The 16,797-nt window shown below is 71.1% G+C and carries 28 protein-coding genes; 23 read left to right on the top strand and 5 right to left on the bottom strand.

Annotated elements, in window-relative coordinates:
* Window positions 1–186 precede the first annotated feature (186 nt).
* Window positions 187–1,134, top strand: a complete 948-nt coding sequence (locus ACFZAX_RS33065) for a tyrosine-type recombinase/integrase (protein ID WP_390966300.1) — start codon at window positions 187–189, stop codon at window positions 1,132–1,134.
* Window positions 1,135–1,151: 17 nt separating this feature from the next.
* On the opposite strand, the gene ACFZAX_RS33060 is transcribed toward ACFZAX_RS33065, so the two are convergent.
* Both ACFZAX_RS33060 and ACFZAX_RS33055 read right to left on the bottom strand, forming a co-directional pair.
* Window positions 1,152–1,349, bottom strand: coding sequence for a hypothetical protein (locus tag ACFZAX_RS33060; protein ID WP_390966298.1), 198 nt, complete (start codon window positions 1,347–1,349; stop codon window positions 1,152–1,154).
* 179 nt (window positions 1,350–1,528) lie between these two features.
* Window positions 1,529–1,903: a hypothetical protein gene (locus tag ACFZAX_RS33055; protein WP_390966296.1), complete on the bottom strand. Its 375-nt coding sequence runs from the start codon at window positions 1,901–1,903 to the stop codon at window positions 1,529–1,531.
* A gap of 249 nt (window positions 1,904–2,152) precedes the next feature.
* Here ACFZAX_RS33055 and ACFZAX_RS33050 point away from each other — a divergent pair, with 249 nt between their 5' ends.
* From ACFZAX_RS33050 to ACFZAX_RS32955, 20 genes are all read left to right on the top strand, one after another.
* Window positions 2,153–2,413: a helix-turn-helix domain-containing protein gene (locus ACFZAX_RS33050; protein WP_390966295.1), complete on the top strand. Its 261-nt coding sequence runs from the start codon at window positions 2,153–2,155 to the stop codon at window positions 2,411–2,413.
* 12 nt (window positions 2,414–2,425) lie between these two features.
* Window positions 2,426–2,737: a hypothetical protein gene (locus ACFZAX_RS33045; RefSeq protein WP_390966293.1), complete on the top strand. Its 312-nt coding sequence runs from the start codon at window positions 2,426–2,428 to the stop codon at window positions 2,735–2,737.
* A gap of 78 nt (window positions 2,738–2,815) precedes the next feature.
* A complete protein-coding gene (locus ACFZAX_RS33040; RefSeq protein WP_390966292.1) occupies window positions 2,816–3,253 on the top strand; it encodes a hypothetical protein in 438 nt (145 codons plus the stop codon).
* Window positions 3,250–3,627 carry a hypothetical protein gene (locus tag ACFZAX_RS33035; protein ID WP_390966290.1) on the top strand — a complete coding sequence of 126 codons (378 nt, stop codon included), beginning with the start codon at window positions 3,250–3,252 and terminating at the stop codon, window positions 3,625–3,627. Before ACFZAX_RS33040 ends, ACFZAX_RS33035 begins: the two co-directional genes overlap by 4 nt.
* A complete protein-coding gene (locus ACFZAX_RS33030; RefSeq protein WP_390966288.1) occupies window positions 3,620–4,063 on the top strand; it encodes a hypothetical protein in 444 nt (147 codons plus the stop codon). Before ACFZAX_RS33035 ends, ACFZAX_RS33030 begins: the two co-directional genes overlap by 8 nt.
* Window positions 4,060–4,779: a hypothetical protein gene (locus ACFZAX_RS33025; protein WP_390966286.1), complete on the top strand. Its 720-nt coding sequence runs from the start codon at window positions 4,060–4,062 to the stop codon at window positions 4,777–4,779. The genes ACFZAX_RS33030 and ACFZAX_RS33025 overlap by 4 nt, the downstream gene beginning before the upstream one ends.
* Before the next feature lie 294 nt (window positions 4,780–5,073).
* Window positions 5,074–5,928 carry a hypothetical protein gene (locus tag ACFZAX_RS33020; protein WP_390966284.1) on the top strand — a complete coding sequence of 285 codons (855 nt, stop codon included), beginning with the start codon at window positions 5,074–5,076 and terminating at the stop codon, window positions 5,926–5,928.
* Complete coding sequence (locus tag ACFZAX_RS33015) at window positions 5,892–7,001, top strand: hypothetical protein (RefSeq protein WP_390966283.1); 1,110 nt, start codon at window positions 5,892–5,894, stop codon at window positions 6,999–7,001. The genes ACFZAX_RS33020 and ACFZAX_RS33015 overlap by 37 nt, the downstream gene beginning before the upstream one ends.
* Window positions 7,001–7,789, top strand: coding sequence for an exonuclease domain-containing protein (locus ACFZAX_RS33010; RefSeq protein WP_390966281.1), 789 nt, complete (start codon window positions 7,001–7,003; stop codon window positions 7,787–7,789). Before ACFZAX_RS33015 ends, ACFZAX_RS33010 begins: the two co-directional genes overlap by 1 nt.
* Entirely contained in the window at window positions 7,786–8,247 is a 462-nt protein-coding gene (locus ACFZAX_RS33005) for a phiSA1p31-related protein (RefSeq protein WP_390966279.1), read from the top strand. The genes ACFZAX_RS33010 and ACFZAX_RS33005 overlap by 4 nt, the downstream gene beginning before the upstream one ends.
* Window positions 8,244–8,501, top strand: coding sequence for a hypothetical protein (locus ACFZAX_RS33000; RefSeq protein ID WP_390966278.1), 258 nt, complete (start codon window positions 8,244–8,246; stop codon window positions 8,499–8,501). The genes ACFZAX_RS33005 and ACFZAX_RS33000 overlap by 4 nt, the downstream gene beginning before the upstream one ends.
* Entirely contained in the window at window positions 8,498–9,085 is a 588-nt protein-coding gene (locus tag ACFZAX_RS32995; RefSeq protein WP_390966277.1) for a crossover junction endodeoxyribonuclease RuvC, read from the top strand. The genes ACFZAX_RS33000 and ACFZAX_RS32995 overlap by 4 nt, the downstream gene beginning before the upstream one ends.
* Entirely contained in the window at window positions 9,082–10,662 is a 1,581-nt protein-coding gene (locus ACFZAX_RS32990; RefSeq protein WP_390966275.1) for a DNA cytosine methyltransferase, read from the top strand. Before ACFZAX_RS32995 ends, ACFZAX_RS32990 begins: the two co-directional genes overlap by 4 nt.
* Before the next feature lie 374 nt (window positions 10,663–11,036).
* On the top strand, window positions 11,037–11,990 hold the full coding sequence (locus ACFZAX_RS32985; RefSeq protein WP_390966273.1) for a hypothetical protein: 954 nt from the start codon (window positions 11,037–11,039) through the stop codon (window positions 11,988–11,990).
* A complete protein-coding gene (locus ACFZAX_RS32980; RefSeq protein WP_390966271.1) occupies window positions 11,987–12,484 on the top strand; it encodes a hypothetical protein in 498 nt (165 codons plus the stop codon). Before ACFZAX_RS32985 ends, ACFZAX_RS32980 begins: the two co-directional genes overlap by 4 nt.
* Entirely contained in the window at window positions 12,481–12,696 is a 216-nt protein-coding gene (locus ACFZAX_RS32975; protein WP_390966270.1) for a hypothetical protein, read from the top strand. The genes ACFZAX_RS32980 and ACFZAX_RS32975 overlap by 4 nt, the downstream gene beginning before the upstream one ends.
* 166 nt (window positions 12,697–12,862) lie before the next feature.
* The gene (locus tag ACFZAX_RS32970) at window positions 12,863–13,426 is read left to right on the top strand and encodes a hypothetical protein (RefSeq protein WP_390966268.1); all 564 of its coding nucleotides are present in this window, start codon (window positions 12,863–12,865) and stop codon (window positions 13,424–13,426) included.
* Window positions 13,426–13,683, top strand: coding sequence for a hypothetical protein (locus tag ACFZAX_RS32965; protein ID WP_390966266.1), 258 nt, complete (start codon window positions 13,426–13,428; stop codon window positions 13,681–13,683). Before ACFZAX_RS32970 ends, ACFZAX_RS32965 begins: the two co-directional genes overlap by 1 nt.
* 71 nt (window positions 13,684–13,754) lie before the next feature.
* Window positions 13,755–13,907 (top strand): hypothetical protein, encoded by a 153-nt coding sequence (locus tag ACFZAX_RS32960; RefSeq protein WP_390966265.1) that lies wholly within the window; start codon window positions 13,755–13,757, stop codon window positions 13,905–13,907.
* An 89-nt stretch (window positions 13,908–13,996) separates the two neighbouring features.
* On the top strand, window positions 13,997–14,935 hold the full coding sequence (locus ACFZAX_RS32955; protein ID WP_390966263.1) for a hypothetical protein: 939 nt from the start codon (window positions 13,997–13,999) through the stop codon (window positions 14,933–14,935).
* A 3-nt stretch (window positions 14,936–14,938) separates the two neighbouring features.
* Here the strand turns inward: ACFZAX_RS32955 and ACFZAX_RS32950 are convergent, their stop codons facing one another.
* Complete coding sequence (locus ACFZAX_RS32950; protein WP_390966262.1) at window positions 14,939–15,154, bottom strand: hypothetical protein; 216 nt, start codon at window positions 15,152–15,154, stop codon at window positions 14,939–14,941.
* 76 nt (window positions 15,155–15,230) lie between these two features.
* Complete coding sequence (locus ACFZAX_RS32945; RefSeq protein ID WP_390966260.1) at window positions 15,231–15,515, bottom strand: hypothetical protein; 285 nt, start codon at window positions 15,513–15,515, stop codon at window positions 15,231–15,233.
* 106 nt (window positions 15,516–15,621) lie between these two features.
* On the opposite strand from ACFZAX_RS32945, the gene ACFZAX_RS32940 reads away from it, so the two are divergent.
* Complete coding sequence (locus ACFZAX_RS32940; RefSeq protein ID WP_390966258.1) at window positions 15,622–15,990, top strand: hypothetical protein; 369 nt, start codon at window positions 15,622–15,624, stop codon at window positions 15,988–15,990.
* Between the two features lie 58 nt (window positions 15,991–16,048).
* A complete protein-coding gene (locus ACFZAX_RS32935) occupies window positions 16,049–16,459 on the top strand; it encodes a hypothetical protein (protein ID WP_390966256.1) in 411 nt (136 codons plus the stop codon).
* Between the two features lie 29 nt (window positions 16,460–16,488).
* Here the strand turns inward: ACFZAX_RS32935 and ACFZAX_RS32930 are convergent, their stop codons facing one another.
* Window positions 16,489–16,740, bottom strand: a complete 252-nt coding sequence (locus ACFZAX_RS32930; RefSeq protein ID WP_390966255.1) for a helix-turn-helix domain-containing protein — start codon at window positions 16,738–16,740, stop codon at window positions 16,489–16,491.
* Window positions 16,741–16,797: the final 57 nt, after the last annotated feature.

The following is a 16,797-nucleotide window of genomic DNA, read 5'->3' as shown; positions in this document are numbered from 1 at the left end:
CCTTCTAAGCGCTTGGCCGCAGGTTCGAGTCCTGCCGGGGGCACACACCTAGCCTCACCTGCGGAAACGCGGGTGAGGCTGCTTTTTTGCGTCCAGCACATCGCTTCTAGGCCAAGCGCCTTGACTGCCCACGATAGTGGGCACCATGGTGATTCCATGAAACCGCCGCGCTTCAACTTGGCCCCCATGTCCGCTTCCTGGATCCGCTCCCTGCGCTCCCGGAACCTCTCGGACAACACGATCCGCATCTACTCGACGGCCGCAAAGCAGTTCACCGCCTTTCTGCTCGACGACGAGAACGGCTACCGGCCGCCCGTCGACCCGGACGACGGGACCGAGGGGCGACCGGCCCCGACCGACCTCGACGAGATCCACCGCGAGCACGTCGAGGCGTACATCACGGCGACGATGCGACGGACGAGCGCGAGCAACGCACACCAGCACTTCCGCTCGCTGAAGACGATGTTCAACTGGCTCGTGGAAGAGGAGGAGATCGACCGATCCCCCATGCGCACGATGAAGCCGCCGACCCTGCCCGAGGTCGAGGTGCCGGTGATCTCCGAGGCGGACCTGAAGAAGTTGTTCGCCGTCTGCAAGGGCAAGACGTACGCGGACCGACGCGACACTGCGCTGCTGATGTTGTTCTTCGACACGGGCGTGCGGCTCTCCGAGTTGACCGATCTTCACGTCGGCGATGTCGACCTCGACACCAAGGTGATTCACGTCCTCGGGAAGAACCGGCGGTCGAGGGCCGTGCCGTTCGGGCACACGGCCTCGCTCGCCCTCGACCGGTACCTGCGCGCCGCAGCCAAGCACAAGGGGCGGCCGCTGGACGACGACGAAATGTGGCTGTGGTGGGCGGAGCGCGGGCGGGGGCACCGGATCACCATCTCGGGGGTGGCGAAGATGTTGAAGCGACGGTGCGCCGAGGCAGGCATCGCGCCTCTGCACCCGCACCAATTCCGGCACACGTTCGCCCACTTGTGGAAGGTGAACGGAGGTAACGAAGACGATCTGATGAGGCTGACCGGCTGGAAGTCGCGACAGATGCTGTCGCGGTACGCCGCGTCGGCCGGTACCGAGCGCGCGCAGCTCGCGCACCGGAGGATCAGCCCCGGCGACCGGCTCGGGTGAGCCGGTCGCCGGCCGCCTCACGGCTTGGCGCTTTCCCGATCGATCTTGATGTCTCCACCGAGCCGCGGCAGTCGTGCGCAGAGCAGCGCGAGTGCCGCGGCTTCGTCGATCTGGTTGGGGTCATGGGCCAATCGAACATAGGTGCCGAAATCGCGAAACATCATGGGCGTCCCCCGGTCGAGCTTGATCGACTCGACCCGAACATGCTGCGGCACACGGCCCCCTATCCCGCTGGTTCTCCGGGCGCACCGGATCGCACAAGCGTTCGAAACGCGCGAGGTCAGGCAACCATACGTCTCATGACCCACATGGCGCAGCGTTCACACCCGTAACCCTACGCATTTCCTCATTGTGACAGTTCGGAGACGAACCGCTCCGGAGAGCAACCAGGCGACTACGCCTCGGCGTCCCAACGATCCGCGACCGCCCGCGCCCGGGGCCCGACGCCGTCGGGGGCGTCGAGCGTCTTGATCAGCGTCGCGGGCGCACCGGATGCGAGTTCCGTCGCGGCGTAGCCGATGGTCTGCAGGTGCGCGGCCGCGGCGACGATTTCGCGCGGCAGCTCAAGCCCGACAGCGACGGCCGACACGAGCGCCGGCGTCACGGTGTAGTTCTGGCCGTTGATGATCTTCGCGACCAGGGACTTTCCGGGACTCCACCCCGACTCGTCGTCCACGGCCGCAGCGGCGAACTCGCGCGTGGACATACGCCGACCAGTCCCGACGTGCGCCTGCACGAGTTCGGTGAGCGCGTCGCGCGTTTCAGGCATAGCCACCCTTCCGAACACCTGTGGTCCACACCCCCTTACGGGGTGATAACGGAAAATCGCTGGTCAGCGGGCACAACCCTGTGCACCCGCGAGACATTGTCCACGATCGCGGGCGCGCACGGACGCGTCTCCGTGCGACTGATCGAGATTTGCCTGAATCGACACCTGCCCACGATCGTGGACATCGCTTAAGCGGTGTGCTCTACTGGGGCTGTCCACGATCGTGGGCAGCTCAACCGGAGGCGCCTGATGTTCGATGCTCGACTGCACCTCACCGACCCCGCGCTGCTGCGGAGTCTGATGCGGTGGGGGCCGGGCGGCAGGTCACTCGACGTGCGAGGGCTCGCGACGCGAGTCGGCGTATCGAAGAGCAAGGTAGGCGCACTACTGTCCGGCGAGCGTCCGACTGTGACGCAAGAGATTGCCGAACGCATATGCAGCGTCCTTGACGTCCGGCGGGACGCTCTCTTTTTTGAGCAATGCCCACGCCCACGGGCGCGGACAGCCTAGGAGAGGATCGACATGAACACGAGCGAACGCTCGATGCAGCTCCGACTCGCGTCGCACAAGAGCTGGGCGAACACGGCGGACCGGTCGGCCCGTACCGCCGCCGCCCGCCGCGCTAGCCACCACACCCGCTTTCTGGTCACGGCGCGCGAGCAGCACCCCACCGCCACCGAGGAGCAGATCGAGCAGATCGCCGACTCGCTGCGGAAGGCGCACTACACCGAGTTGGCGCTGCGCTCGGCGCAGGCCCGGCGGCTCAAGGGCGAGGCGGCGCGGGAGGCGAAGCGGCGTCAGGTCGCCGCCGAGATCGGCATCGCCGCCGCCTGAACGACAAGAGGGCCGCTCCGACTTCCCGGCCCGAGCGACCCGGACGACCAACCCACACAAGAGAAGGGGCCGACCGCCATGAGCGCTCAGCCTATCGAACCCCCGCCGCCCGACACCTTCGCCGTGTCGAGCGACAACCGCCTCGCCGCACAGACCGTGATCGGCACCTTCGGACTGCCGGCCCCGACGCTGGTCGCCCGCCCGGATGCCGTGCACATCTCGCTCGCCGACGTCGACGACGTCGCGCAGTGGATGTATGCCCTCGGGGGCACGATGCGGCGCGGAATCGAGATCGACGGCGCGTCGCTCTGGACGCTCCACACCGAGACGCCTCGCCGGGGCAACGGGTCGACGGTGCGGATTCTTGTGCACGTCCCGGTCGTGTCCGGCGAGGCCGTCCTCGCCGAGCTGCGACCGACGGCCGGGCCCGACGCCCCGCTGCATCACCTGCGCTCGACCGACCAGCTCGGTTCTTCGGCCGAGGGGTGCCCCACCTTGCCCGAGGTGACGCCGTGACGCTCGATCCGTTCGCGGCCCCCGGTCGCAACCGCCCCGCGCCGAGCCCTGCCGCCCTCGCGCTGCTCGCGCAGTGCCGCAAGGCAAAGGCGCTCGCCGACGCCGCCCCGTCCCGGTACGCCCACCTGCCCGCCCCCGTGGCGGACGCGTCGGCGGCCGGTGGCGAGGTGCAACTCGTCGTGCACCCCCGGTCCCTCACGGACTGGGTCCGGTGGACGGCCGACCTCGGCATCACGGACGTACGCCGCATGACGAACGTCGGCTCCTCGACGGTCTGCCGGTTCGAGCTCGACGGCGTGCGCGCCCGGCTCATCGGCGTCGGTGTGCCCGCGCTGCTCGCAGAAACCTACGGCCCGAGGGGGCACAGTGCCTGACACCAAGACGAACCCCGCTGCGATCCCGATCAGGGTTCGGGCGATCCCCGGCGGCGTCCGGTTGATGCTCGACGCCGTCGCGCGGACCGTGATCGAGGACGTCCTCGACGCGCTGCTGCCGACGGACGCCGACAGCGACCTGTACGACCGACTCGTTCACCTCGCCGAGCTGACGCCGGCCGACCGGGCGATGACGCCCGAGCACCGGATGCCGTACGAGGAACTCGCGGCGGACCTCGCCGAGCGGGCGATGACACACACGCACCTGTACGGCGAGCGGGGGCTGCAGCTCGCCGAGCAGCTCGCCGAGGGCGGGGTGCGGGCGCTGCCGGTCGGGCACTGGGCTGCTGACGCGTGGCGGGCGTACGGGGCGATCAAGACGGAAGCCGTCGCCGCTGCGCTGTCTGAGACGCTGAACGGCGGTGCTGCCGCATGAGCGCCTCGAATGCGGCCGCAGCTCTTGCGGCTCTGACCGACGACGCGCCGGCATGGCTGCCGCCCGTCGATCACTGGGAGATCGCCCGGGACGGCGACCGCTGGATCGTGAGCGGGCAGCTCGACACGAACGGCGACACCCTCGGCGTGGACGACGCGCGCCGGCTGCTCGGCCCGATCGCCGAGCAGTCCGGGCAGCCGCTCGCCGGCACCAGTCACCTGATCACCGCGCGGTTCGAGCACTTCGCGGTGCCCGTGTCGGTCTGGTACCTGCGGCCGGACCCCCACTGGACCACGCCCGAGCAGTGCGCCGCCTGCCCGGCCAAGCTCGCCGGCACCGGAACGGCGTTCGTCCGCCTCGGGGAGGGTGACCGTAACGCACCCGTGCTCTGTGTGCCGTGCCGTGACCGGATGCACTCCGAGTGGATCCTCGCGCAGCACGCTCCGCTCGTCGCCGCCCGCCGGTCGGCTCGGAAGTTCCTCGCCACGGCGTCGGGCGTCGAGCGGCCGGAGTGGCGGCAGTTGATCACGGGCGAGCGGCTCGTCGCCGATGTCGACGGAATCGGTCCCGTGTGCACCGACGATGGTCACGAGCCCCTCGACGGCAACGTGTACGACTGCTGCCCCGAGCCGATCCTCGCGGTCGATTCGCCGCCCCTCGGCGCGTACGTGGTTGAGCTGCTCAACACCGACAACGGGGTCGGTGAGCGGGCATGAGCGCTCACGACCCGAGGACGTGCCCGAGCTGCCGCCGGCAAGCGGCCGAGCTGCAGCACCCGGCCTATCGACGGCTGCGCGGCATGCTCGCGCTGCCGTCCCCGAGGGGCGGCGCGGCATGACTGGTACCTCTCCGTACGGCGACCGTCCGGCGGCGGCCGGCCCGACCGGGAAGGACACCTGCGGCAGCGCGCCGCGTGCGGGCGAGTCCACCCGGGCGCCCCGCTCCGCCTCGGACGTTGCGGCGTTCTTCGCCGGCGCGCGTAGCGGCCGGGCAACGGGGGGCGCCGCGCGATGACGGATCCTCGCCACGCCATGGACACCGAGCGGGGTCGCTACTACCGCGACCCCGCCGGGGGCCCCGATCTGATCTCGGTGACCAACGCGCTCTCGTCGATCGCGAAACCGGCGCTCGTCCCGTGGGGCGCCGGGCTCGTCGCCGACCACGTCATCGCGGCCCCGATCGTCACCGCCCGTCGGGCCCGCACTGAGCCGTCGAGGTTGCGCCGTGAGCTCGTCGCGCTTCCGAACGGGAACGCGAACCGGGCAAAGAAGTTGGGGACTCGCGTGCACGAGCGGGCGGTGTCCCTGGTCCTGAACACTCCATATCCGCACGACCCCGAGGTCGAGCCGTTCGCAATTCAACTCGCCTCTTGGTTTCGGCTCTGGGGCATCGACTTCGACCGCGATATCGAGGCGATCGAGACGACCGTGCTGCACCGCCGCTACGGGTACGCCGGTACCGGCGATCTGTGGGTGTGGTTGCCGACCGGCCCGTTTCGGCGGCGGCAGCTCTGGCTCATCGACTACAAGACCTCGGCGCCTGCGCCGAACAAGCCCGCCACAGCCGTCAAGCCCGACACGGTCGTCTACGACGAGCAGCCGCTGCAGCTCGCCGCGCTACGGCACGCCCCGGTGTGGCTGCTGCCCGACGACTCCGACGGAGAGGCGCCGCGGGTCCGCCGTACCGCACTGCTGAATCTTCGCCCGCGGTCGCACCGGCTCATCGAGGTGCCGTCGGGCCCCGAGCAGTTCCGGGCGTTCCTCGGCGCCACGCGCACCGCCCGCTACCTGCACTCCGCGCCCCGCGCGTACGACACGATCCTGCCGCCGTGGGCGCCGGGATCACCCGAACGAAAGGCAGCCTGATGGGTAGCCGAATTCTGACGATGAAGCGGCAGGCGGCCGAGCTCGGCCGGATCCGCACCGGCTACAGCCGGCCGAACCCCAACCCCGACAAGGGCCCGATTCCGGTCAAGTCGCGTACCTTCGTGCTCACTTCGCACTCGCGGGACTACGTCGCGGCGGCGGCGGAACTGTACGGCGGGCGGGTCGAGGCGTGGACCCCGCAGCGGCAGACCGTCGCGCAGTGGCGCGTCATCACCGAAGCCGCCGAGCTGCGGGCGATCCTCCCCGCCGGTGACGTGCTGAACCAGGCCCTCGAAAAGTGGGGCGGCGGCGGTTGTGAGCGGCGCTGCGACGGCGTGACCGAGCAGATCACCCGCCGGCCGTGCCTGTGCCTCGCGACGTACGGCGAGGACTGGCACACGCGGCCGCCGACGCAGGTGTGCCGGCCGACGTCCCGGATCGGGATGTTCCTGCCGGACCTGCCTGACCTCGGGGTGTGGCGGCTGGAAACGAAGAGCTACTACGCGGCCGATGTGCTCGCCGGTGGCCTCGACGCGGTGCTGCAGGCGACGGGCGGCACGGGCATGCTGCCGGTGCGGGCGTGGATCGAGCAGCGCACGGCGGTCCGTGAAGGCAAGACGAAGCAGTTTCAGGTCGTGATGCTCGTCCCAGCGCTGCCGAAGCTCAGGCACGCACTCAGCGGCCCGATCTCGACGGCGGCCGCGCTGGACCCGAGCAGCCTTGACCGACCGGCGATCGAGGCGGCGCCCACCGACGTGCCGGACTACGTGGCCGAGGCCCGGCAGTGCCGGACCGTCGAGGACGCGCGCGCCGTCTGGCATCGGGCGAACCGTGCGGGTCACGTCGACCCGAAGGGGACCGACGAGCTGTCGCAGAAGCTCGTGCAGATCGCGCAGGACATCGAGGCCGGCGTCGACACGACGACCAGCGACCAGGGCGACGACGAGCTTGGCCCGGACGGCGACGGCGTGTACGACGGCGAGGTCGTCGACGACCAGGACGACGAGCCGCCGACCGCATACCCGGCCGCCACGTGGCCGGCCGCCGCTGTCCCGGGCGGGGGTGCCCGCTGATGTGGCACCGGACCCCGCTGGTTGCGTTCGACCTTGAGACGACCGGCGTCGACGTCGAGGCCGATCGCATCGTGACCGCCGCGGTAATCGGGATCGCGGGCGACACGGCGGCGCCGTACGAGTGGCTCGCCGACCCGGGGGTCGAGATCCCGGCCGGAGCGTCCGAGGTGCACGGCATCACGACCGAGCACGCCCGGCAGCACGGCGAGCCCGCGCACGACGTCGTCGACCAGGTCGCCGAGGCGCTCGCGGTCCGCGTCCGGCTCGGCGACCCGATCGTCGGCCACAACGTCACCTTCGACCTGACGCTGCTCGACCGCGAGTGCCGCCGGCACGACGTCGAGCCGCTGCTCGACCGGCTCGGCGAGGCCCCGCTGCGGGTCCTCGACACGCGAGTGCTCGATCAGCACTGCATGCCCTACCGCAAGCGCCCCTCGGAGACGCAGGGCGCCCGGCAGCTCATCACCCTCGCGCAGGTCTACGACCTGCCGTGGGACGAGAGCGAGGCACACGGCTGCGCGTACGACGCGCTGATGTCCGCGCGGGTCCTGTACCGAATCGGGACGCTCGCGCACACGCCGCCCGAGCAGTGGCCCAACTCGATCCGTACCGCCCGGCGGCTTCGCTTCCGGCAGCTCGACGGCCTCGACCTCGACGGGCTGCATGCCGCGCAGATCGAGTGGGCCGCTGCTCAAGCAGCCGGCCTGCAGACCTACTTCCGCAAGAGCGACCCGACCGCCGTCGTCGACGGCACGTGGCCGCTCCGACCCCTGGGGGCCTCTTCATGAACTTCAAGCTCATCGACATCGACGAGCACGCGCTCGTCGTCACCGTCGCCCGCTCCGGCCTCACCTCGGTCATGCACCCGCGTCTCTGCTCGGCGACGGCCGCCGACATCCTGCGGCAGCTCGCCGACCAGCTCGACGCCGCCCACCCGCCGTACCCGTGCGACCCGGCGGCCGCCGCCGAGCCGCCCCGCGACATCCCCGCGACCCTCGGCAAGGGTGCCGGGTCCTACGACGCCGACCGTCACGTGTGGACGGACGGCGCCGGGCACCCGTGGGACCTCTCCGTGACGTGGGAGGCGGCCGCGACCGGCGGCGTGTGGGAGTGGGCCAACGAGTTCGACCGGTCCGGCACCCCCGTCATGCGGACTGTCGGGGCCGTGACGGCACGGGAGTCCCTCGACATCCTGCGCACGCTGTACGGGCCGATCACCCCGACCACCACCGGACGGTGCGCATGAGTACCGCCGACCTCGCCCCGTACCTCGGAGCCGTCGCCGTCGTCGGCGTCGCCGCGGTCACGTGGGCCGCCCGCCTCGCCCGCGCCCCCGAACGCCCCACCACGGGAACGGCGTTCACGCGCCCCGCCCCCGGCACCCGCTACCTGCCGTGCCACACGACCAGGTGCGCGCACATGACGCACCCGCACCTGCCCTATGGCGACGGTGCGTGGCGCTGCTCGAAGTGCGACGACATCAAGGGGGGGTCCCAGTGAGCGGACCGAAGGAGTCGGCCGCGTCCGGCAGTCTGCGGATCATCGGCCTCGACCTGTCGCTGCGATCGACCGGCGTGTGCCTGCCGGACGGGACGGCGTACCGGATCAAGACCCGGCAGGGGGACGGCGACCGGCGGCTGCTCACGATCCGGACCGCCATCCGGGCGGCACTCGCCGAGCACCGGCCGCACCTCGCCGTCGTCGAGGATCTCCCGAGGCACGCCAAGGGCGCCGGGATCACCGCGAAGGTGCACGGCGTCGTCGACTGCGAGCTGCTCGACGCAGGCGTGCCGTACGCGCTCGTCGTCCCGGCGACCCTGAAGAAGTACGCCACCGACAACGGCAACGCCGACAAACGCCGCATGGCCGACGCGGCGTACCTCGCAGCAGGCGTCGAGTTCCCCGGCGACCTGAACGCCAAGGGGGAGGGCGGCGACATGTGCGACGCATGGTGGCTTCGCGCCGCCGGGCACGATGCGCTCGGCGTCCCGCTGTTCGGGATGCCGCAGGCGCAGCGGGATTGTCTGCGCAAGGTGGAGTGGCCCGAGGGATACCGGCAGCGCTACATCGAGGGGCAGGCGTGAGCCGCCAGCGCGGCGCGGCCGCCGCCTCGATGGGCCGGCTCGGTCTCGACGACGTCCTCGCCGCGACCGCGCGCCCGGTGCCGCCGGTTCCCGGGCAGAGCAGCCTCGACGACGCGGCGGTCGAACCGCTGCGAATCGGATCGCTCTTCACCGGGTACGGCGGGCTCGACATGGGCGTGCAGATGGTGCTCGGCGGCGAGGTCGTGTGGCACTGCCAGTACGACCCCGAGGACCAACACCAGTACGCGGCGCGGATTCTCGCGCACCACTGGCCGGCCGTGCCGAACCTCGGCGACATCACCCGCGTGGACTGGCAGCGGGTCCTCGACGAACTCGGCCCGATCGATGTCCTGATCGGCGGCTTCCCCTGCACTGACCTCTCGTCCGCCGGCAAGCGCGCCGGGCTCATGACCGGCACGCGGTCGGGGCTGTGGTCCTACATGCTGCGCGCCGCCGAAATCCTTCGTCCCCGATTGGTGGTGATCGAGAATGTCCGAGGCATCCTCTCAACGCAGGCTAGTAGCGGAGTGGACCCCTGCCCGTGCTGTCTGGAGCACGCAGGCTCTCAGCCTCTTCTGCGAGCACTCGGTGCCGTACTCGGCGACATGGCCGACATCGGGCTCGATGCGGAGTGGGAAGGCATTCGCGCTTCCGACGTCGGCGCACCGCACGAGCGGTTCCGTGAGTTCGTCCTCGGGTGGCCTGCCGACGCCGACGGCTCGCGACTGGAAGGGGAAGGGGTACGCCGGGCAGTTGCCCAACGCCTTGCGGTTGCTGCCGACCCCGACCACGTCGGACACGAACGGCGTAGGGCTGCATGGGCAGGGCAGTCCGGATCTTCGCACGATGGTCTCTCTGCTCTCGATTCCGTCGGAGGTGCTGTTGCCGACGCCGACGGCTACGCCGTACGGCAGCAACCAGTCTCAAGGGTCGGGGGCCGCCGTCCGGCCGTCGGTGGACGGCGTCGTGCGGAAGCTTCTGCCGACGCCGAGGGCGGGGGACGGGCCGCATGGCAGCCCGCATCAACACGGCAGTTCGGGCGATCTGACGCTGCCGAGCGCCGCCTATCTGCTGCTGCCGACGCCCAAGGCAGGCGATGCGACAGCTTCGGCGAACTACCGGCCGGATGGGACGCCCTACGGCAGTGGGTACGGAATGGCGCTGACGGATGCGGCCCGGCTGTTGCCCACTCCGACAGCGGCCGACGGGTCCAGGTCGAGCACGACGTACGGGCGGGGCAACCCGACGTTGAGTGGGGTGACTACGAGCCGGCAATCCGCCGTTGGGAAACGATCCTCGGCCGCCGCCACCCTTGGCCAAATGACGTTCGACGACGCCTAGCGCCGGAGTTCTCCGAGTGGATGCAGGGCATCCCCGCCGGGCATGTGACGGGGGTTCCTGGGGCACCGGGGATGTCCGAGGCTGCTCTGCGGAACGCCCGGCTGAAAGCCATCGGTAACGGTGTCGTGCCGCTCCAATCAGCCGTCGCTATCGGGCTGTTGCTCGACCGCGTCCAGCACGAAAGCCCGATCCGGCGGCTGCTCGCCCGTGCTCAGAACGCGCGGATCGCCGCGTGACCGGCATCGGGCCGACGATCGGCAACCCCCGACCGGGCCCCGGCCTACGGGTCCGGTTCGACGGCTCGAAATCGCTCGTCTCCGCCGACTGGGGATGCGCCTGCGGGGCGCCGGGCGAGGACGCCGTCGGTCCCGAGGCGGTCCTGCAGCTCGTGTTACGGGCCGAGCGGCACCGCCGGGACGACTGCCCCGACAGGGGTGTACGTACGGCGGCCGCCCTGCGCGACTTCCGTCACCGGAGCCCTGCCCGCACGCGAAGGAAGTGACCGCGGCTTCGCCTTTCGGTGCCCACGCCCACGGGCGTGGGCCCGAGGCGGCACCGCACCGCACCATCCCGGTTCAGGCCGGGCACCACACGCTCTCAGGAGACCCCAATGCCATTCTTCGTCGTCGACGACGGGGCTCATTCACACCCGAAGATCTTGCGCGCGGGTAATGCCGCTGTCGGTCTGTGGTCGCGCATCGGCTCGTACGTCGCGCAGCACCTCACCGACGGGCACGTTCCGGGCGAGGTAGCCGCGATGTACGGCAGCGCCCCGCAGATCCGGAAGCTGCTCGCGGCCGGGCTGTGGCACGACACCGCGCACACCTGCCCCCGCTGCCCGGCGGTCCGGCCGGGCGACTTCTACATGCACGACTACCGCGAGAGCGGCAACCCGTCGCGCGCCGAGGTGCTCGATCGTCGGGAACGCGCCGCCGCGAAGAAGCGGCAGCAGCGCGCCGGCGGCGCCGGGCAGCACCGACGGGGCGGTAATCCGGCGGCAGGCAGTGGTCGACCGGGTCACGATTCGCAACCGAATCTCGACGATTTCTACGACGATTCGTCCGCCGATCTTTCGCCGGATTCGGATGACTCCCCTGGTCAGGGGGATGCGTCCCCGGGGGACTCCCCCGGGACCTCACGCGCGCGCGATCCACTCCACTCCACTCCACTCCATAAGGGGGCTGAGGAGAGAGAGGCACCTGCGGGTAGTGGGGCGCGCGGGTCCGGACCCGCTCCCTCTCTGATTCCCGCCGACTGGACACCGAGCCCCGAGGACGTGCGCGCCGCTCAGCTCGCCCGGGAAGATGCCGGCCGCCCGTTGCTGACCGAGCAGCAGCTCGTCGTGCTCACGCGGAAGTTCGTCCGTCGACAGCTCGACGACCAGAGCCGCGCCGCGGCATGGGGCGGTCGCTGGCAGCAGTGGGCGGAGACCGAGCGCGTCACCGCGACCGCAGGCAGCGACGGCGTTGTCGTCCAGTTCCCGCCCGGGTCACAGACCAAATCGCAGCAGCAGCGCGCCGGACTGGCCGCGCTGCGTGAGCGCCTGCAGGGAGGCACCGCATGAACATGCAGGAAACCCTCGACACCCTCGACCAGATCGCACTGATCGACGACCGGGTCGTGAAGACGGACGAGACCGAGCAGGCAGCGCAGCTCACCTTGTGGGCGCGGGTCCTGCGCGACGTCCCCCTCGACTTCGCGGGCGAGGCGATCGGCGAGCACTACGCCGAGAGCGCGTGGCCGATCATGCCGAAGGACATCGCCGCCCGGTGGCGGAAGGTCTACCGCGACCGCCTCAGTCGGCACACAGGGACGTTCGAGCCGACGAAGCACCCGCACGTCGACCCGGACGACATCAGCGGCTTCCATGCGGCGTTGCGAGCCGAGATCAACGCGGTTCGGACCGGCTGCGAGGCGCCGCTCGCGCTGCGCGCCATCATGGCCGGGCCGGCAGTCCCCCCGAGCGCGGGGCAACCGAGCGCCGCCTACCTCGCCGCCCGCGCGCAGTGCCGCGCCGATCGGCTCGGGGTCGACGACGACGGGCAGGTGTCGTCGTGAGCTACCCGCGCACCGAGCGCTCTCGAATTCCTGACGCCGTCGCGGCGATCGTCGCGGGCGTCATCGAGGAGCACCCGAACGCCGGGCCCGAGACGATCGGCCGCCTCGCCGTCGTCGAGCTGGCCCGCGAGGGGTGGCACTGGCACCTCGGGCACCGGCTGCGGTGCGCCCCCGCCGACGTCTCGAACGGTTCCGCCGGGGATGGCCGATGACGGGCCCGAGCCGGCTGCCGACCGGATGGCACGCCCGCGAGCCCCGACTGCGGGTCGTCGGCACGACCGAGGCGGTCGTCGAGGACGACGCCCCCGACCCCGAACCGCCCCCGAACCGCGCTGCTCGACGAGCCGCGCGCCGAGCCCTACGGAAGAGGACCGACCGATGACCACCGACCCCGCGCCGAGCGCCCTCGACGAGCTGCGCGCACTGGCCCTCCAGACCACCGACCCGATCACCGTGCAGCGGCTGCTCGACGACGTCACGACCGAACTCACCGGCCGGACCGTCGTGCACCGGCACCAGGACCGGCGGCCCCGCCGGTTCGTGCTGCGCCGGCACGACGACGTCACCGGAATCAGCGGCGAGGGCTCCGTCGCCGACGGCGTGCTCTGGCCCGACGGCACCGCCTCGGTGCGGTGGCGCGGCGAGCACCCGAGCGCAGTTTTCTGGGACCGCGGCCGCGTCTCCGTCGAGTTCATCAACGGGCACGGTGGTGCGAGCGAACTCAAGTTCCTCGACGCCGTCGACGAGCAGCCCGAGCCGGTCACCGCCGCGTCGGCCCCGCTCGCGCTGCGCCGTGCGATCGACCGGGCGCTGACCGCCCCCGTCGCGTGCCGGACCTGCGGCCGCACCACCCCGTGCAGGTGCTTGGACAGCCGGGCCGAGGGGCGCGTCGAGGCCATCCTCGCCGCGGTCGCGCCGTGGATGGCGGGAGGTGCCGCGTGATGGCCAACTACCGCCGCAGGCAACGCGTGTTCATGGGCGCGGCGCTCGCGCTCGTCCCGCCCGCGCTCTGGGCGCTACTCACCGGGCACACCGTCGCGTTCGCCCTACTGCTCGTCGCGAGTGTCGTGATGAGCCAAGCATCGGAAGGGGCGTACCGCCTCGACCGGCTCGCTCGCACCCCGTGCTGCCACACATGGGCGAGTTCGTCCGGCCGCGTCCACGGGCAGCGCTGCCCGTACGAATGGGGCGCGGAGTGAGCGGGGCACGCGAAGCGTTCGGGAATCTCGCTCGTCGGCTTCGGCAAGCTCCGGACCCCGAGACCGTCGACATGCTGCTCGACGAGTGGCTCGTCATCCGGGACTGCGCGACCGAGCGGGATGCCGCGCGGTGGGGGTTCGACCCCGACCGGTGGTGCGAGAGCGAACGCGCCGAACTCAACCGCCGCGGCGACCGCCCCACGGCCCCCGACGACGCCCCCTGACACAACGACGGGAGCGCCCCCATCCGGCCAGATGTCCGGGGCGCTCCCACGCGGTGAGATCACCCTACGCACCGCAGGAGACACCCGCCATGAACAAGATCACCCGCCCCACTCGAACCCCCGCCGAGGATCTGCAGCACATCCTCGACAACTGGGATCACCTGCGCGACGCCCTCGACACCGCCGGACCCGGCGGCGTCTGGCCACCGAGCCGGCCGGGCGCCGAGTACCTGCGCGCACTCGACGACCAGGACGCCGCCGAGGTGTCCGCCGAGCAGCAGCTCGCCGCCGCGATCGCGCACGCACTCGACCACCCGCAGCAGCTCGTGACGGTCCGGCACCCGACCGGGCAGCTCTACTACCGGTGCGCGCACTGCGAGCACGTCGGCGAAGGGCTGCCCCACCCGGTGCGTGAAGACCGCGACCCGGCGCAGCTCGGCGAGCGGCCGGTGCCCGTGCGCCTGCACGTCGTCGACGCCTGCCGGGCGATCGAACTCGCGCTCTGCAGCCTCGCCGACTCGATCGCCACCCGGGACGCCGAAGACCCGGCGGACTGGCATCACGCCGACAACGGACAGCGAACCGCCCCGGTCGCCGCCCGGTGGCTGCTCGGCCGGCTCGGCGACGGCCCGTGCTGCCCGACGCACGATGCCGAGCAGTCCCGGATCGGCCAGTACGCCCGGGACGCTGCCCGGCGCCTCGATCGCGTACTCGGCATCGGGTACACCTCGACGGTGCTGCCGGGGGTGCCGTGCCCGTGGTGCGCCGGCGACCTGGTCATGCACTGCGAGGCGGGCGCGGTGGTGAGCGTGACGTGCGCGACCGGCCTGGTCGACTGCTCGGCCCCGGCACCGTTCGATATCGACCGCCGCGCCCGGGTGTGGTCGACGGTCGAGCAGCTCGCGGCGCTGCAGCGGGCGCTCGACGCGGCGGAGCGGGCGCGGGCGGAGGCAGAACGACGGGCCCGGCGGGCGGAGGATCGCCGCCGGCAGCGGGCGGCCGCGCGGGACCGGGCGGCCGCGGCGTAGTGGTCAGGGGGCGGCCCACACGCGGGGGCCGCCCCCTCTCCAGTCGATCAGCGCGGATGTCTCGACGTCGTGCTCGTCGATGTCGTCGAGACCGGCGCGGCGCAGGAACTCGGCGACGTCCGCAAGGTCGTGGGCGAGCCCGAGAATCTCACCGTCGATGCGGACCCGGCGGCCGCCGGTCGGCGACGGCGGGTACACGGTGACGGGCAGTACGGACATGGTCCGAGCCTGCCCGCCCCGGTAGGGGTTCGCATCCGTACGACCGCCGCCCGTGGACGTGCTGTTCGGGGGACGCCTACTTCCCCTTGACGATCTGATCGACTCGGCCGGTCGAGAGCCCGACTTCCTCGCCGAGAACGGCGAGGGTCTTGGACCTGCGCAGTACGCGCATGTCCTCGCGTCGCGCGGCCGCGAGTTCCTTCTGCCGCGACTCGACCGCCTTCAGCAGTCCGGTGATCATCACTGCGCGTTCAAGTTCCGTGGCCGACGGATCGAGCGCTTCATCTGCGGCGGCGTTGAACGCGGCGGCGAGCCGTACGCCGGCGGCCCGCCCGGGGGGCTCTGTTGCTTCGGTGTCCATGACCACGATTCTAGGACCCGCCCAAGATCATTTTCTAGGGGGCTTGACATCCATTTCTAGGGCCCTATAAATTTCTACTCACAACGACACCGAAAGAGGTAGCAGCGTGTTCCCCACCTTGGATGTCGCGGCGATGATCGCCGCACGCCCCACGACCGAGACGACCTCGCTCACGACCGAATCCGCGACCGCCCGCATCGTGCGCGCCGCTGCCGTCACCGAGGGCGACACGATCCTCGCCGGCATCGACCAGCGAGACACCGGCTTCGATGTCGACTGGTTCAGCGACCCGTACGTCGCCCACCCCATCCCCTTCGCGCCGGGGTGCGGCTGCGGCGTCTGCGAGCTGGTCGACCCCTCGGTCGAGACCGTCGTACTGACGGCCGGTAGCGCGTCCTACGGCCCGTGGGAGACCTGCGACCCGTGGGACGCGGACCGGCTCGTGATGATCATCCCCGCCCCGGCCGCCGACTGAGAGTTCGCAGCCCCCGCCCACCGACCAGACCGAGAGAACGAGAGGTTCACCAATGAGCATGACGTTCAATCAGATCCAGCCCGACACCCGAGTCGTCTGCCACTCGCGCGGCGAGATCAAGGGGACCGTCCTCGCCAAGAACGAAGCGGCGTTCGGCGAGGACCATGAGGCCGTACTCATCATGTTCGACGGCGGCGCGCTCGGCTGGAACTGGCCGACGCAGCTCTCGCCGCTGGACGAGCCCGCCCCGACTCCGAAGCTGCTCCCGACCAGCACCAAGGCAGTGAAGCAGTTCTACACGGGAGGACGGCGGTACCGGGTGCTCAACGCAGCGGCGGGGGCCCGTGGGTACTGGGAGGTCATCCGCGACGGGGCCGCCCTCAACGCGGACGATGACGTGATCGTCAGCCGGTGCGCCACTCGCAGGGCTGCGTTCGAGGCCGCCCTCGCGAAGCTCGCCGCAGGCTGACCAACGGGCCGCCGCCCGGCGCGGCGGCCCTACTCGCTCGATCCCTCAAGATCGGTGCGACGCCCCTGACGCGGCGGGTTCGCCTCGAAGTAGGCGGCGACGTCGCGCCGTGGGAACCGTAGACGCGTACTGCCAGCAGCCGGCACCGGCCCGGGGAAGACGCTGTTGGGCCTCGCCCGGATGGCGTGCAGAGTCTGCCGACTCAGACCATGCTCGGCGCAGATTTCGGCGATCGTCATCGGTTCCTCACCGCCCTCGGGTGTCATCGATTCATCCGGCACGGGGACATCCTTTCCGAACTTCTTGACAAATGTAAAGAAGTCTCCCTAGGTTCTGAA

Origin of the sequence: Streptomyces sp. NPDC008125, from assembly GCF_042957125.1 — a bacterium.
Taxonomy (GTDB): domain Bacteria; phylum Actinomycetota; class Actinomycetes; order Streptomycetales; family Streptomycetaceae; genus Streptomyces.
This window is presented reverse-complemented; position numbering and strand designations above follow the sequence as displayed.